The sequence below is a fragment of the Campylobacter concisus genome (assembly GCF_003048675.2).
In the GTDB taxonomy this organism is placed as follows: Bacteria; Campylobacterota; Campylobacteria; order Campylobacterales; family Campylobacteraceae; genus Campylobacter_A; species Campylobacter_A concisus_F.
Genome location: NZ_CP060707.1, coordinates 647910 through 662737, shown reverse-complemented (window position 1 = coordinate 662737; position 14828 = coordinate 647910). Strand labels below are relative to the sequence as shown.

Here is a 14828-nt window from a genome sequence, read left to right as displayed (position 1 = left end):
ATCACTTCCCACTAAGTCTAGCTAAAACTTCATCTCTTGGACCATCTAGTAAAATTTTGCCGTTATCCATCACTATGAGCCTATCAACAAGATCGAGCATCGATGTTCTGTGAGTTACTAAAATCATAGTTTTATTTACGGTATTTACCTTTAAATTTGCTTTTAGCTTGCTCTCAACTGTGTTGTCTAGTGAATTTGTAGGCTCGTCAAGCAAGATGATAGGACTATCAAGTAAAAATGCCCTAGCCACGGCTATACTTTGACGCTGACCACCACTGATGCCATCGCCTCTTTCAAAGACAGGCATATCAAAACCAAGTGGGTGAGCATTGACATATTCATCGACGCCACTTACCTTAGCCGCCTTAATGATCTGCATATCATCGACATAAGGAGCTTTTTGAACGATATTTTCTCTAACCGTTCCTTTAAATAGCACAACGTCTTGTGGCACGTAGCCGATATTTCTTCTAAGATCAGCTGGGTCTATTTGATTTATGTCGATACCATCAATTAGCACTGAGCCCTCAGTCGGTGCGTAAAGACCTAGGATTATCTTTTGCAAGGTTGTCTTACCAGAGCCATTTCTACCGATGATGCCTACTTTCTCACCCGGCTGAATGACAAAATTTATCCTATCAAGTGAGCCTTTTGTGGTGTCTGGATAAGTAAAGCTAACGTTTTTAAACTCTATCTTGCCATCAAAAGAATTTCTTCTAACAAATTTCTTGCCCTCAGGTCTTTCAACTGGCATCTGCATGATCTTGCTAAGGCTTTGATAAGCTGTCTTTGTCTGCTCGAAATTTGCAGCTAGTGAGGCTACTTGACCCATAGGAGCGATCGCACGAGAACTAAGCATAACAGCAGCGATCAAACCACCCATAGTAAGGTGCGTATCTTGTATCATATAAACGCCAAGAACGATGATGGCGATAGTGTTTAGCTGCACCAAAAATGACGTAACTGTCGTGATTGAAGTAGTGATTATTTTTGATTTGATACTTCTATTTGCTATCTCGCCAGTCGCCTCTTCCCAGTTCCACTGCACATGGCCGCTGGCACCAAGAGTTTTAATGGTTTCTAAGCTACTAAGGCTCTCTATCAAAATTCCATTTTTCATAGCTGAAGCTTCAAATGTGCTTTTAATCGCGTTTTGAAGCGGATCTTTTATAAAAAATGTGTAGCACAAAATAGCTATCATAATAACGATAGGCACAAGCACAAGGTAGCTTCCTATAAAGTAGGTAACTATCAAGAAGATTAACGCAAATGGTAGATCCACAATGGCAGCAAGCGACGCAGATGAGAAAAAATTTCTAACTGTGTCAAATTCTTTCAAGTTGCTAGCAAATGAACCAACCGACTTTGGCTTATTGCTAAATTTCATATCCATTACACGCTCAAAGAGGATTGAGCTCATAATGATATCGCTCTTCTTGCCTGCGATCTCAAGAAAATATGAACGAACAAATTTTAAAAATAGATCGATACCATAAACGACGCTCACGCCAAGTGCTAGAACCCAAAGTGTCTCAACTGCGTTATTTGGCACAACGCGGTCATAGACGTTCATCGTAAAGAGCGGGCTTGCAAGGACAAATAAGTTTATGATAAAGCTTGCTATCACGACGTCAAAGTAAATTTTCTTAGAGCGCTTTAAAGTGCCCCAAAACCAATGGTCATTGCCAGCGTCGATAAGCTTTGTCGAGCTTGTATCTTCTGGGACGAATTCACGTTTTAGGTAGTAAGCATAGCCTAGGTACTCATCTTTTAGCTTGCTTGTTTCTATCGTGCTAGTGCCAGTTGAAAGATCAGGTGTGATGATGTTTGCCATCTTTTTGTCTTCGCTGAAAGATTGCAAGATGCAAGCTTTTTTACCTCTAAGCATCAAGATACAAGGCAAAACTAAAGGCGAAATTTGATCAAGGTCTTTTCTAACAAGCGTCGATGCAAAGCCAGCACGTGAAGCTGCACGAGAAAATAAAGACTTCGAGCTCTTTAGTGAAAAAAGCTCGATCTCTTCGCCATCTTTTACAGGCAGACCGATAGTCAAAGCATCGGCACTATATGGGTTATTGTGAAGTTTGGTAAAGATCACCAAACATTGAAGCAGTTCGTCTTTTATCTTATCGCTATGCATCTATCATCCAATATTTTTGATTTCATCTATATAAATTCCTTGCATATTTTTAATGCCAAGCTCAATTAGCTTACTCTTTTGCTCTTCACTCTCAACACCAATCGCAATCAAAATGATATCTTTTGAGCTCAAAACAACATCTAGTGATTGTTTTGTATTTGCTCCTGATTTATCACTTAAAAAGTCGATTAAGACATTTGACTGGATCTTTACGTAGCCTGGATTAAATTCTTTTAACTTCTCAATGCCTTTTGCATTAAGATCAAAGTGGTCAAATCCAAAACCAAAGCCGAGTTCTTTTAATTTTTTAGTAAGTCTAACTATACTTTCGATACTAATATCGTCTTTGTTTGGAATTTCTATATAGTTTTTAAATTTTGAAATTTGAGCGATTTTCTTAAGCGTAGCTTCAAGCTTTGAGAAATTTTCATCCGAGCTTAATATCTCTTTTCCTAAATTTATCGCTAAGCTTCCTTGAGGCAAGATATTTTCAGGTAAAATTCTAGCGATCCTATTTAGTATGTGAAGGTCAAGCATTGCGCCTAAATTTAGCTCATTTACCATTGGCATAAAGTATGATGCCATACGCCATTTGCCCTCGCTATCAACTAGCCTTAGATAAAGTTCGTACTGCTCAAAGCTTGAGTCAAAACCAACTACTTTTTGAGCTGCAAATTTAAATTTATCCTCTTTTATAGAGTCAAAGATAAGCTCTTTATATTTCTCTTTGCCGATGACTAGGGTGTTTTGATTTGCATTAAATTCTTTGCAAGTAAAGCAGCCAGCCAGTCTTGCACTAGCCAAAGTAACGTCAGCTGAAGTAAGTAGTGTTCTCATGTCAGTGCTTAGTGAATACTCGACAATAGCAGCATTGACTGGGCATTCGCTATCATTTATAGAGAAATTTGCATAGAGTTTTTTAAACTCAGCCATGATCTTATCGTTTAGAGCTGAGAAATTTGATGAGTTTTTACCGTATGACATAACGATAAAATCGTTGTCGTTTAACCTTGCGACGATCGCATTTTGGTCATTTTCAGCCGATTTTTCTTGTAAAATTTGAGCTATTTTTATGATGACACTTTGCCATTTTTCAAAGCCAAGAACGCCTTTTAATCCAGCTAGATCTTTAAAGCTAATAAGTGATGCAACACCGCTTGAATACTCTTCACTCGCTAGATACTCGCTAAATTTAGTTTGAAAAAACCTTCTATTATAAGTGCCACTCATAGAGTCTTTGTATAAAAGCTCTTGATACTTGCTAAGCGTAGCAGCCTCTCTTTCAAAGATGTCTTGAACCTTGCTAACCATCGAGTTCATGGCAAGCACCATCTTTTTAAGGTCAGTTGTGAATGGAATTCTCTTTTGGATGATAAATTTATTATCAAGTATCGCTTCAGCTTGATCTTGAACCTTAACAAGTGGTCTAAATATCGCCTTTAGGGCGAAAAAAGCCACGATAAGAGCGATGATGATCATTAAAGCTAGAAAGTTAAAAATATTTTTTGAGTTTGAGTAAAGCTCATTGTAAGCAAGTGCTGTGCTACCTTGAACATAGAGTGTGCCAAATTTTGCCCAGCCAGTCATGATCTCACTTGTTGCCACTGGAGCTTCAAATTTAGCGATCTTATAAAACCACTCGGGGATATCTTTAACGATAGTTTGTTGAGAATTTTCTATAAGTACCTTACCATCGACATCTTCAAGTTTAATGAGCTTGTATCTGCCGCTATCAAACATAGAATTTATCATCGTTTGTGCTAAAGACATATCCTCAGGATCAACAATCGGCTTTAAAGCAAGTCCAAGTGAGTTTGCTGTGTGTCTTGCGTTTTCACCGAGCTGGTCGTTGATGTATCCATTTAGGCTCTTAAAATTTAAGTAGCCAACAGCCATAAAAATCACGATGCCAAAAGCTATCACAGCGATCATAATCTGTTTAAATAGCGTCATAAATCCTCTTTTCCTATCCTATCTATTAGTTCCATCCACTTAGGATTTTGTTTTTTATTTCCACCTGGTATTGCCTGACCAAGACCTTCTTGTTTTGCCAAGTATAGCGAATCACCGTTGAAACTATAAACTGGCACTAGGTCTGTTCTTTGAGTTGCGATTTTTATTTTACCATTTATGTTGTCTAAAATTAATGGAATAGACTTTGGTGTATCATAATATGCCAAAACCATATGTGCTTGGTTGTATCTTAAGGCTTTAACGTATGTGAAGTATAATTTTTGAGTTGGAATTCCAAGTTGCTTTAGGGTGAAATATTTTGCGATAACGTAGTCTTCGCAGTCACCAGCGCCTTTTCCTACAAATTCCATTCTGGTAGCCCAGTAATCTTTTTTATGCCAAAGTTGCATATCATCAACCCACCTAAAAGAGTTAAAAAAATCATTTACTTTTATTAATTTCTCTTGTTCGGTTGCATCTTGCAATGAAGTCATTAAAGAATTTAATGCCGATGCCCTTCTTCTTGCATCTTCTCCGTAAATTTTAGCCACCTTTGCTATCGTTGTTTGTTTTACAAAATCCCCAACAGCATTTATTGCTAATAACGAAAAAAGGACGCTTAAAGTAAGCGTCCAAAATTTTGCTTTGACCCTCATGGTCATCACTTTTTAAATTTTTATCTTAAGTCGTTTTGAATACTGCAAGCGCCTTGAATATATCTCTTAGCAAAGCCTGGCTCAAAACTATCTGAAACCATACCCATGTTATCTAGCAATCTATATTTTGCATAAGATAGCGCAGTCTCAGTTGTAGCGATCTCTTTTAAAGCTGTGTTGTACTCGTTTTCTGCATCAAGTAGGTTGATAAGGTCACGGCGGCCGATTCTAAACTCATCTTGATATGCATCAAGAGTAGCTTTTGAATATTCAACGTGTTGATTTAGATATCCCATTTTTTCTTGGTCAAGAACATAGTTTTGCCATGAAAATTCCAAAGACTCTTTAAGCTCTCTTACAAGGTTGTCCATAGTTTGTTGCTCTTGTTGAACGGCAAGTTGGCTCTTCTCTTTATCTAGCTTATCATTACCTTTGTTGTAAAGGTTATAGTTTAGTCTTAAAAGAGCGTCAAATGTTTGCTCTTCATAATCATCATATAAAACATTTGAGTGATCATAAGCACCTGATACAACAAGATCTAATTTTGGCAAAAATGGTGCATTTTTCTCTTTTACAACAGACTCTGCCATAGCGATGTTTGATCTTTGAACTAGAAGTGTTGGGTTACAAAGAACAGCTTTGTCATAAACAGCCTCTTTAGTGCTTGGTAATGGCAGGTTAAACTCAGGCATTACTAGGTTTTTAGCAGCAACTTTTCTTCCATATAGTTTTTCAAATGTAGAAAGTGCATCCTCGTAATTGTTTTTAGCAGCTACATAGTTTGATTGAGCCAAAGTATAGCGTGATCCGGCTTGTCTCTCTTCAGAAGCTACACCGTAACCTGATCTTGCTCTATCTTTGATTTGATTATAAATTTCTTCATGGCTTTTTACATTTTCTTCTTCAATGTCAAGAATTCTCTTTGTTTGAAGAACTTGTAGATAAGCATTTGCAGCGCTTAGTGTTAGTCTATCTGCAGCTTGAGCTACTGTGTAAGCAGCTGAGTCAAGTCTTGCACTTTGAGAGTTGATTCTGTTTTTATCAGCACCACCATTATAAAGGTTTTCAACTAAAGTTAAAGATGCGCCAGATACTCTGCCATCGCCTCTTCTTGTTGAGATGCCATCATCAAGACGTTTTCTCTCATATCCTACTCTAGCAGCTGCATCAAGTGTTGGATAGTAGGCATTTTTAGCTATTTTTAGGTCTTTGCCTACTTGTAAGTAGTTAAATTCTGTAGCTTTTAAGCTTGGGTTTTCATTTAAAATAGTTTTTACAACTTGATCCAAAGTCAATACGCTATCATCAGCTTGTGCTGTAGCTGCTGCTTTAGGCTCTGCTGATATAGTTTGCTCTATATTAGATTTTTTAGCTGACTGAGCATTTGTTACAGGTGACTTAGCTCTCATTAAAGCATCTTTATAACCTGACTCATTTTGAACTTTAGCTAACAACTCATTAGCTTCATTTTCAGAAACTGGAGTTGTATCAACATATAAAAACTTTCTTCCACCAACTTCATAAACGCCAGTAGTTAGTCTGCTATCTGATATTTTGCTGTTTACTTTACTAACAGCACTATCGATTCTAGCAGCGCTATCATCTTGAGCGAATGAAGCTAGAAAAATCCTATAAGGGACATCTTGAGCAGACAGCAACGTTGCTGCGGCCAAAGCACTAATTGCTAACATCTTTTTCATAACTAGATCCTTTTACCTTTTTATTGTCAAGCTTTGGCTCGACTTTTAGTGCGAATTATACACCAAGAAATATTAAACGTATTTTAAATACCTTATGACAAAAAAATAATTTTTATATCGTCTTAGAAAATCGCCTTAAATTTTCAGGAATTTTCTTAAGATACTCATCAAAACACATTGCAATATTTCGTATTATCAGCGTTCCTGTCTCATTTACGCTGATTTTATCTGTCGTAACATCGACAAATTCACTTAAATTCTTTAGCTCCTCAAGCTCATTTTTGAAATGTTCAAAGAAATTTATATGAAATTCATCCTCGACTGCCTTGATATTAAGCCCAAAATTACTCATCAAACTCATGATCACACTTTTTCTAAGCAAGTCTTCATTACTTAGATAAATTCCCTTTGCGTATGGCAACTTTCCGCTATCGATCGCTTTTTCATACTCATCCATATCTTTATGATTTTGCGCGTAGTGTCTTTTGCACTCACCGATACTTGTGATGCCTATGCCGATAAGATCAGCGCCACCCTTTGTCGTATATCCTTGGAAATTTCTATGCAAAGTGCCATTTGCAAGAGCGCCAAAAAGCTCATCATTTGGCTTTGCAAAGTGATCCATGCCTATCATTTTGTAGCCATTTTTAGTTAAAAACTCAGCTGTAAATTTTAAAATTTCAAGCTTCACTTCTGGACTTGGCAGTGTTGTCTCATCGAATTTACGCATCGACTTTTTTATCCATGGCACATGAGCGTAGTTAAATACTGCAAGCCTATCTGGATCAAGCGTGAGAGCCAGCTCAAGTGTCTTTTTAAAGCTCTCTAGGCTTTGATATGGCAGGCCGTAGATCAGGTCCATATTGATTGATTTTATGCCTTTCTCTCTAGCCATTTTTACGGCATTTTGAGTGATCTCATAAGGCTGAATTCGGTGAATTTCTTTTTGCACCTTCTCATCAAAGTCTTGCACGCCGTAGCTTATGCGGTTAAAACCGTGAGATATGAGCACATCAAGCTGCTCATTTGTCAAAAATCTCGGGTCTATCTCGCAGCTTATCTCAGCCTCTTTTGAGAAATTTTTAAATTTAGTCTTAATAAGTTTGATGATCTCATCAAGTTGAACGGCGTTATAAAATGTCGGAGTACCACCACCAAAGTGCATCTGCAAGACCTCAGTGCTTGTATCTAGGTGGCGAGCTAAAATTTCAAGCTCTTTTTCAATATACCTTATATATCTCTCTTTGCGGTCCTCTTTGCTCGTGTAGATGACGTTACAGCCACAAAAATAGCAAGCACTCCTGCAAAAAGGCAGGTGCAAATAAAGCGAAAGCGGCCTTTTTTTATCGCGGTTTTCAAGCTCTTTTATATAAGCCTCATAGCTAAATTTATCGCTAAACTCTGGTGCTGTCGGATAGCTCGTATATCTTGGCCCTGGCCTTGAATACTTCACATACGCACTAAAATCAATCATCTGCCCTGCTCCTTGCCATTTGGATCATCTCTTTTATATCTACAAATAGATTTGGATGCTCTTTTTTTATATTTTTTACTAGTTTTTCAAGATCTATGTTAAACTGCCTGCTCTTTTTATCGTGAGCGATCTTTTTGATCTCATCCATCGCAACCACCCAAACATCGCTAAAATCAACTGGGATATTTTGCCAGATCGTCTTTTCAAGTCTTAGGTCAAAATTCTCTTTTTGCGTCTCTTTTAAAGCCTCTATCAAAGCTGAGAGCGATTGTACTGAAATGACCGTGTGTAAATTTTGATTTTCATCAATGCCAAACCACGGCTCTTTCGAGTCCCAAGAGCCACTTTTTAAATTTAAGATATGCTCGTTTGGATTTTTTGTTGAAACTATCTCAAAGACCGTTTTTTCAGGGCTACTTAGCCCAAGTGTAGTGCCGATCTCATCTATCTCATCATATATATTTTTCTCTTCACTCATCTTCTTCTCTCATCTAACCAGACCATCACGCCTTTTTGGGCATGAAGTCTATTTTCCGCCTCGCTAAAAATTTCATCCGCGTGCCTCTCAAAGACCGCTTCGCTCACCTCGTAGCCTCTATAAGCTGGCAAGCAGTGCAAAAATATCGCATCTTTTTTAGCTAAACTCATCAAATTTTCATCCACGCAGTATCCAGCAAAGTCTTTTAGCCTCTTTTCTTTCTCAGCCTCTTGCCCCATCGATACCCAAGTGTCTGTAGTCACTACATCGGCACCATTTACAGCTTCTTTTATATCATTTGTGATAAAAATTTTCGCCCCTGAAATTTTTGCGTTTTCACTAGCCATTTTTAAAATTTCAGCCTCCGCCTCATAGCCTTTTGGCGTAGCCACTCTTAGCTCAAGGCCAAGTTTGCTTGCTAGCATGAGCCACGAGTGAGTCATGTTGTTGCCATCTCCTACATATGCGACCTTCTCGCCTGCGCTAAATTCAAGCATAGTTAGATAGTCCGCCATGAGCTGAACTGGGTGAAATTTATCACTTAGCCCATTTATCACTGGCACGCTTGAAAATTTAGCAAATTCTTCTAGCGTCTCGTGCTTATCAACCCTTAGCATAGCCATGTCGCACATCCTGCTTATCACTCTAGCGGTGTCACGTATGGGCTCGCCGCGGCCTATTTGTATATCATTTTTACTTAAAAATAGCGCATATCCGCCAAGCTCATGCATGCCCACATCAAAGCTCACTCTCGTTCTAGTCGAGCTTTTTTCAAATATCATCGCAAGCTTTTGGTCTTTAAGATATGGCTTAAATTCTCTAGCCTTCGCCTCTTTTTTGATCTTGCGAGCTAAATTTATCATCTGCTCGATTTCGTCTTTACTAAAGTCATTTAGCGTCAAAAAGTGCCTCATCTTAGCCCCTTAAAATTTTAGCCGCTTCTTTTGCGTGATAGGTGATGATCAAATTTGCCCCTGCTCTTTTAAAGCCGATTAATGTCTCCATCATAACCCGCTCGTAGTCGATGATGCCAGCTTTTGCGCCAGCTTTTAACAGTGCGTACTCGCCGCTTACGTTATAGACGCAAAGTGGCAGAAGTGTTAAATTTCTTAGCTCTCTAACGACGTCAAGATAGGCGAGTGCTGGCTTTACCATCAAGATATCAGCACCTTGCGCCTCGTCCTGCAAGCTCTCATTTATAGCTTCAAGGCGGTTTGCGCTGTCCATTTGGTAGCTCTTTCTATCGCCAAAGCTTGGAGCGCTTTGCGCCACATCGCGAAATGGTCCGTAGTAGGCTGAGGCAAATTTAGTCGAGTATGCCATCACTGGCAAATTCTCAAAGCCATTGCTATCAAGCGTCTCTCTTAGCGTTGCGATGATACCGTCCATCATACCGCTTGGTGCGATCATGTCGGCGCCATTTTGAGCGTGTATCAAGGCTTGCTTAGCTGAAATTTCAAGCGTTGCATCGTTGTCGATGGTGTTATGTACGTGATCGATTATGCCGCAGTGGCCGTGGTCTGTGTATTCGCAAAAGCAAAGATCTGTGATGACAAATAAATTTGGAAATTTATCTTTTATGGCACGAAGCGCAGTTGCGATGATGCCGTCATTACTTAGTGCGTCGCTGCCAACGCTATCTTTTAGGCTTGGTATGCCAAATAAAATGATCGATTTTATGCCTAAATTTACTATCTCTTCACACTCTTTTAAAATTTCATCGATACTCATTTGATAGACGCCTGGCATCGAAGCGATCTCGTTTTTAACGCCTTTGCCCTCGACTACAAAGAGTGGATAGATGAAGTCATTTACGCTAAGGCTAGTCTCTCTTACCATCTCTCTTAAAGCTGGATTTATTCTTAATCTTCTAAAACGTTTAAACATATTTTTGCCTTTTCTTTGTTAAAATGCGTGATTTTTAGCTAGTTTAGCACAGTTGGAGTAAATTTAAAATGAAAATAGAAATTTCAAACGCCGCAAATCTACCCTCAAGATTTGGCACTTATAAGGTTCAAGCTTTCAAAGAAGGGGCAAAAGAGCACCTCGTGATCTATAAAGAGCCTTTAAGCGAAGTGGTAAATCTTAGAATTCACTCTGAGTGCCTAACTGGCGATGCGATCGGAAGCCTAAAGTGCGACTGCCGCGATCAGCTTGAAGCGAGCCTAAAATATATCGAAGAAAATGGCGGTATGGTCATCTACCTGCGTCAAGAGGGCAGAAATATCGGGCTTTTAAACAAGATAAACGCTTACAGCCTCCAAGACAAGGGCTTTGACACCATTGAGGCTAATCACCAGCTAGGTTTTAAGGCCGATGAGAGGACGTATGAAGTGGTTGATTTTATCCTAAATCACTACGGCATAAAAGAGGTAAATTTACTCACAAATAACCCTTTAAAACTTCACGGACTAAGCTCAGTAAAGATCGTAAAACGTGTGCCTATCGTTATAAAACCAAATAAATTTAACGAAGGCTACTTAAAGGTCAAAAAAGAGCAAATGGGACACATCTTGTGAAGAAAAATGGGCTCTGTTTGCCAGCTGAATTTAACGAAAAAGTAAAGGCTTACGCTCAAATTTTTGCTAAATTTAACAAAGTTCATAGCTTAAGCAACTATAAAGATATAAGCGAGCAGGTGCTTGATAGCATAAAGCCGCTTGAAATTTTTGACCTAAGCGCCAAAACGGCGATCGATGTTGGTAGTGGAGCTGGCTTTCCAGCGATATTTTTAGCCCTTGCGATGCCTCAAACGAAGTGGCACCTTTTTGAGCCGATAGCCAAAAAGTCATCATTTCTAAGCTACGCTAAGATCGAGCTTGACTTACAAAATTTAGAAGTTCATAGCCAAAAGATCGAGCTTGTAGATAAATTTATGGCTGATCTCATCACCTCAAGGGCGCTTAGCAAGACAAAAGAGCTTATAAAAATTTGTGAGGGATTTTACGATGAGAGCACTAAATTTCTCATCTACAAGGGCTCAAGCGTCATGGATGAAATTTCAGGCATCAACGCGCAAATTTATAATGAAAAAAATAGAAACTACATATATTTTAATATCAAAAACCGAGGGGAGATACGTTGAAATACTTGCTTTTTGTAGCGATTTTGGTTGCGATTTACATCATATTTTTTAAAAATAGAAAAAAAAGCGACAAGATAAGCACCAGCAACTTCGAAGAGTGCAGCAAATGCGGTGTCTTTAGCGACATCGATCAAATGGTGCTAAGGGACGGAAAATACATCTGTAAAGAGTGCATAAAGGGTGAGAGATGAAAATTTTAGGTGATGAGCTGATAAAATTTGAGCCGCTGTTTCTTTGCAAATGCGAAGATGAAATTTCAAACAGCAGGCAAAATCTCTTTAAATTTGATAGAAATTTGATAAAAAGAGCGCTAGAAGCTGGAGCAAACTTTAGCATCATCGCAAATGACATAAACGAAGCCATCATCGCAAACGGCGCTGGAGCAAAATTTATTATTGCCGATATTACGCTAGCTAAAGATCTGGCAAAAGTTGCGCAAAACTACTTATTTGACGCACTTATCGCTGTTTTGATAGAGAGTGAAGCAAGCCTTTTCGAGCTTGCGAAATTTGAGATCGACGCAGCGATCTTACCAAATGCTATAAAATAAGGACAAAAATGGAAATTTTCAAAACCGCTTTTTTAATGGTTGCTTTAATGCTAGTTTTCATCGCTGTTGGAGGCTATGTGGGCGGCGAACAAGGCATGATGATCGCCTTTTTGATGGCAGCTGGCATGAATATCTTTTCTTATTTTTTCAGCGACAAGCTCGTTCTAAAAAGATATAACGCCATCCCAGTTGATGAGAGCAACGCTCACGGCCTTTACGAGATCGTCTCTCGCCTTACGCAAAAGGCGAATTTGCCGATGCCAAAAATTTACATCATCCCAGAAGAGGTGCCAAATGCCTTTGCCACAGGCCGCAACCCAAGCCACGCAGCCGTCGCAGTTACTGAGGGGCTTTTAAAAATTTTAAATGAAAACGAGATCGAGGGCGTGCTAGCTCACGAACTAAGCCATGTAAGGCACTACGACATCCTAACTGGCTCAGTTGCTGCCATACTAGCTGGGGCTATCGCGATGGTCGCAAATTTTGCCAAAATAGGCACCGTCGCTGGTCAAAATCAAAACTCGCAGCGAAACGGCAACGCGGTATTTATGCTAATCATAGCTGTCGTCATGCCACTAGCTGCCACGGTCATACAAATGGCGATCTCAAGGGAGCGCGAGTACAAAGCCGACAAAGGCGCAGCCTATCTAACGGGACACCCAGAGTGGCTAGCCAGCGCACTAACCAAGCTTGAAAACTACTCAAATTCTTACGTCATGCAAAACGCAAGCGAACAAAGCGCGCATATGTTTATCGTAAATCCATTTGGCTCGCTAACTAGCAAGCTTAGCGTGCTTTTTAGAACACACCCAAGCACCAGCGACAGGATAGCTGAGCTTCAAAGACTAGAGCAAGAGATAAAAAGAGGCATGTAGAATTTAGCTCTTAGTAAATTTGGGCTAAATTTTTCGTTTTTTGGTTTAAATTTTAAATATAGTAGTCAAATTTTAAGGCGAGTATTTCGGCTCTAAAATTTGAGCTAAGCGGTAAGCGAAGTTAAAATTTAGCAGTCGCTCATGCAAGCGTTGAGACTTTAACAAATTTTAAAATTAGAGCTGGCATATCATGGCTCTAAATTTAGTACTAAACGCAGTGCAGCCTAAATTTAGTAGTCTGCTAAGGCGAGTGAGTAAAGTTTTAAAATTTGTCTTGCGATGCATGCATTTTATTGAAATTCCAGTAACTTTAAAATTCCATGAATGAGTAATTTCGACTCTAAAATTTGAGCTAAGCAATAAGCAAAGCCAAATTTTAGTAGTCAATTCTTGCGAGTGAATGGGATTTTAAAATTTCTAAAGCAATCTAACCAAATTTATAAATTTGTTTTATCCAAAAATGGAGACAATGGGACTTGAATTTTGCTTCGCAGGCTTGAAACTGCAAAGCAGACACGAGGTCGCCCTTATCCCCCCCCCTCCTTTTTAAATCCCCCGTCTGCTTGCAGTTACGAGACGAAGCCCCGAGTAAAAATCCCCCTCGCACGTTAGAGGTGCATGCAATTGTGCTAAAGCACTGCATGCGTTTTGTGTCATAGAAACTCAGGCAAATTTTAAAATTTATGAACTAGCATATCACGGCTCTAAATTTAGTAGTCTGCCAAGGCGAGCGAATAAAGTTTTAAAATTTGTAAAATAGCTTTATCAAGTCAGATAAGTGTCAGCAAATTTTAAAATTTCATGAACGAGTAATTTCGACTCTAAAATTTGAGCTAAGCTATAGGCGAAGCTAAATTTTAGTAGTCAATTCTTAGGGGTGAGTGGAATTTTAAAATTTGCTTTGAGATATAAATTGATTAAAAGGGAGACAAGGGGACTTGAATTACGAAGCCGTCCCCTTATCTCCCTTTAGATCCCACAATCCCCTCGCACGTTAGAAGTGCATGCGATAGCACTATCGTGCCGCATGCGTTTTATCCAATAAAATTCCACCAAATTTGCAGGACAAAAACTGAAATTTATCCCCAAATTTCACTGCAGTTTCTTACAGTCTTCGTCCTTTATAGTGTATTCAAAGATTAGTTCGCCGTTTTCTGAGTAGAAAATTTCATCCAAGCTAACGCCGATGCTTAGCATATTTAAAATTTCTTTATCCTTGCAAGCGGTTCTTAAATTCTCTTTTTTTATAGCCTCGATAAATTCCAAAAGCTCTTTTTCTTCAAGCCTTTTGATCTCTTGTTTTCTTGCGTGTTTGACGGCGTATCTGTAGATGAGCGTGTCGCCGACGTTTAAGATATCATTAAGAGTTAGCGTCGGCGTGCAGATAAATGGGAGCTTTTTTTTGTAGTATGTTGCGTGATTTTTCGCTACCATATCTGGCGTCAGAGCCAGAGCTAGCGAGCAAAAAACCAGAGCAAAAATGGCTACTCGCAACTACTCTTATCCAGCTTCAAATCAAAAAGATGCCTGCCCTCAAAGCCATAGCTACCACTTAGCGTGATGCCGCGATTTAGCGCAGCTCTTGCCATGCCTGAGTTGCAAAGCGCCTCTTTTCCGTTTTGATAAAATTCATCTTTTAAAGCCGAAATTTGAGCCTTGTTATAGCCTTTTAGCTTCTTTGTCTTGGTCTCATTTAAGACAAACTCGCCATGTATATTTAGTCCGTCACTGCTTACATCTTTTAGCGTGATCATCTCATCGACCCTGCTTGGTAAATTTGGCTTTGCGGTTTGGACGACAAAGGCTGGGATCTGCTTTGTATCAAGCTGATTTAGTATCTGCTCATAAACTTTAAACTCACTCTCTTGCAAACCAAAAGCAAGGCTTGCAAGAGCTAATAAAACGATCTTTTTCACA

15 protein-coding genes are annotated in these 14828 nt (G+C 39.1%); 5 read left to right on the top strand and 10 right to left on the bottom strand.

The window, feature by feature from the left end:
- Position 1 precedes the first annotated feature (1 nt).
- From CVT00_RS03340 to hemB, 8 genes are all read right to left on the bottom strand, one after another.
- Entirely contained in the window at positions 2-2140 is a 2139-nt protein-coding gene (locus tag CVT00_RS03340; RefSeq protein ID WP_021085509.1) for a type I secretion system permease/ATPase, read from the bottom strand.
- Between the two features lie 3 nt (positions 2141-2143).
- Positions 2144-4093 carry a bifunctional diguanylate cyclase/phosphodiesterase gene (locus CVT00_RS03335; RefSeq protein ID WP_107915403.1) on the bottom strand — a complete coding sequence of 650 codons (1950 nt, stop codon included), beginning with the start codon at positions 4091-4093 and terminating at the stop codon, positions 2144-2146.
- Positions 4090-4749, bottom strand: a complete 660-nt coding sequence (locus CVT00_RS03330; protein ID WP_103636458.1) for a transglutaminase-like cysteine peptidase — start codon at positions 4747-4749, stop codon at positions 4090-4092. Before CVT00_RS03330 ends, CVT00_RS03335 begins: the two co-directional genes overlap by 4 nt.
- Before the next feature lie 20 nt (positions 4750-4769).
- Positions 4770-6449, bottom strand: a complete 1680-nt coding sequence (locus tag CVT00_RS03325) for a TolC family outer membrane protein (RefSeq protein WP_107915405.1) — start codon at positions 6447-6449, stop codon at positions 4770-4772.
- A gap of 112 nt (positions 6450-6561) precedes the next feature.
- Positions 6562-7923, bottom strand: a complete 1362-nt coding sequence (gene hemN, locus CVT00_RS03320; RefSeq protein ID WP_107915407.1) for an oxygen-independent coproporphyrinogen III oxidase — start codon at positions 7921-7923, stop codon at positions 6562-6564.
- On the bottom strand, positions 7916-8401 hold the full coding sequence (locus CVT00_RS03315; RefSeq protein ID WP_103558393.1) for a DUF2603 domain-containing protein: 486 nt from the start codon (positions 8399-8401) through the stop codon (positions 7916-7918). Before CVT00_RS03315 ends, hemN begins: the two co-directional genes overlap by 8 nt.
- A complete protein-coding gene (argF, locus tag CVT00_RS03310) occupies positions 8398-9315 on the bottom strand; it encodes an ornithine carbamoyltransferase (protein ID WP_103558394.1) in 918 nt (305 codons plus the stop codon). The genes CVT00_RS03315 and argF overlap by 4 nt, the downstream gene beginning before the upstream one ends.
- Before the next feature lies 1 nt (position 9316).
- Positions 9317-10288 carry a porphobilinogen synthase gene (gene hemB, locus CVT00_RS03305; RefSeq protein WP_103558395.1) on the bottom strand — a complete coding sequence of 324 codons (972 nt, stop codon included), beginning with the start codon at positions 10286-10288 and terminating at the stop codon, positions 9317-9319.
- A 68-nt stretch (positions 10289-10356) separates the two neighbouring features.
- On the opposite strand from hemB, the gene ribA reads away from it, so the two are divergent.
- From ribA to htpX, 5 genes are read left to right on the top strand one after another with little or no spacing between them, the layout of a single operon-like run.
- The gene (gene ribA, locus CVT00_RS03300) at positions 10357-10920 is read left to right on the top strand and encodes a GTP cyclohydrolase II (RefSeq protein WP_012001491.1); all 564 of its coding nucleotides are present in this window, start codon (positions 10357-10359) and stop codon (positions 10918-10920) included.
- A complete protein-coding gene (gene rsmG / locus CVT00_RS03295; protein ID WP_103558396.1) occupies positions 10917-11486 on the top strand; it encodes a 16S rRNA (guanine(527)-N(7))-methyltransferase RsmG in 570 nt (189 codons plus the stop codon). The genes ribA and rsmG overlap by 4 nt, the downstream gene beginning before the upstream one ends.
- Positions 11483-11677: a hypothetical protein gene (locus CVT00_RS03290; protein WP_009294554.1), complete on the top strand. Its 195-nt coding sequence runs from the start codon at positions 11483-11485 to the stop codon at positions 11675-11677. The genes rsmG and CVT00_RS03290 overlap by 4 nt, the downstream gene beginning before the upstream one ends.
- Positions 11674-12036: a hypothetical protein gene (locus CVT00_RS03285; RefSeq protein ID WP_103558397.1), complete on the top strand. Its 363-nt coding sequence runs from the start codon at positions 11674-11676 to the stop codon at positions 12034-12036. The genes CVT00_RS03290 and CVT00_RS03285 overlap by 4 nt, the downstream gene beginning before the upstream one ends.
- An 8-nt stretch (positions 12037-12044) precedes the next feature.
- On the top strand, positions 12045-12911 hold the full coding sequence (gene htpX / locus CVT00_RS03280; protein WP_103558398.1) for a zinc metalloprotease HtpX: 867 nt from the start codon (positions 12045-12047) through the stop codon (positions 12909-12911).
- A 1092-nt stretch (positions 12912-14003) separates the two neighbouring features.
- Here the strand turns inward: htpX and CVT00_RS03275 are convergent.
- Entirely contained in the window at positions 14004-14345 is a 342-nt protein-coding gene (locus tag CVT00_RS03275; protein ID WP_181000488.1) for a hypothetical protein, read from the bottom strand.
- A gap of 50 nt (positions 14346-14395) precedes the next feature.
- The gene (locus CVT00_RS03270; RefSeq protein WP_103558400.1) at positions 14396-14827 is read right to left on the bottom strand and encodes a peptide deformylase; all 432 of its coding nucleotides are present in this window, start codon (positions 14825-14827) and stop codon (positions 14396-14398) included.
- Position 14828 lies beyond the last annotated feature (1 nt).

Bases quoted from the DNA above. Each gene is read 5' to 3' on its own strand.
- CVT00_RS03335 (WP_107915403.1), bottom strand. From the start codon at position 4,093: ATGACGCTATTTAAACAGATTATGATCGCTGTGATAGCTTTTGGCATC.
- hemN (WP_107915407.1), bottom strand. From the start codon at position 7,923: ATGATTGATTTTAGTGCGTATGTGAAGTATTCAAGGCCAGGGCCAAGA.
- htpX (WP_103558398.1), top strand. From the start codon at position 12,045: ATGGAAATTTTCAAAACCGCTTTTTTAATGGTTGCTTTAATGCTAGTT.
- CVT00_RS03275 (WP_181000488.1), bottom strand. From the start codon at position 14,345: ATGGTAGCGAAAAATCACGCAACATACTACAAAAAAAAGCTCCCATTT.
- CVT00_RS03315 (WP_103558393.1), bottom strand. From the start codon at position 8,401: ATGAGTGAAGAGAAAAATATATATGATGAGATAGATGAGATCGGCACT.
- hemB (WP_103558395.1), bottom strand. From the start codon at position 10,288: ATGTTTAAACGTTTTAGAAGATTAAGAATAAATCCAGCTTTAAGAGAG.
- argF (WP_103558394.1), bottom strand. From the start codon at position 9,315: ATGAGGCACTTTTTGACGCTAAATGACTTTAGTAAAGACGAAATCGAG.
- CVT00_RS03340 (WP_021085509.1), bottom strand. From the start codon at position 2,140: ATGCATAGCGATAAGATAAAAGACGAACTGCTTCAATGTTTGGTGATC.
- CVT00_RS03330 (WP_103636458.1), bottom strand. From the start codon at position 4,749: ATGAGGGTCAAAGCAAAATTTTGGACGCTTACTTTAAGCGTCCTTTTT.
- CVT00_RS03325 (WP_107915405.1), bottom strand. From the start codon at position 6,449: ATGAAAAAGATGTTAGCAATTAGTGCTTTGGCCGCAGCAACGTTGCTG.
- ribA (WP_012001491.1), top strand. From the start codon at position 10,357: ATGAAAATAGAAATTTCAAACGCCGCAAATCTACCCTCAAGATTTGGC.
- CVT00_RS03285 (WP_103558397.1), top strand. From the start codon at position 11,674: ATGAAAATTTTAGGTGATGAGCTGATAAAATTTGAGCCGCTGTTTCTT.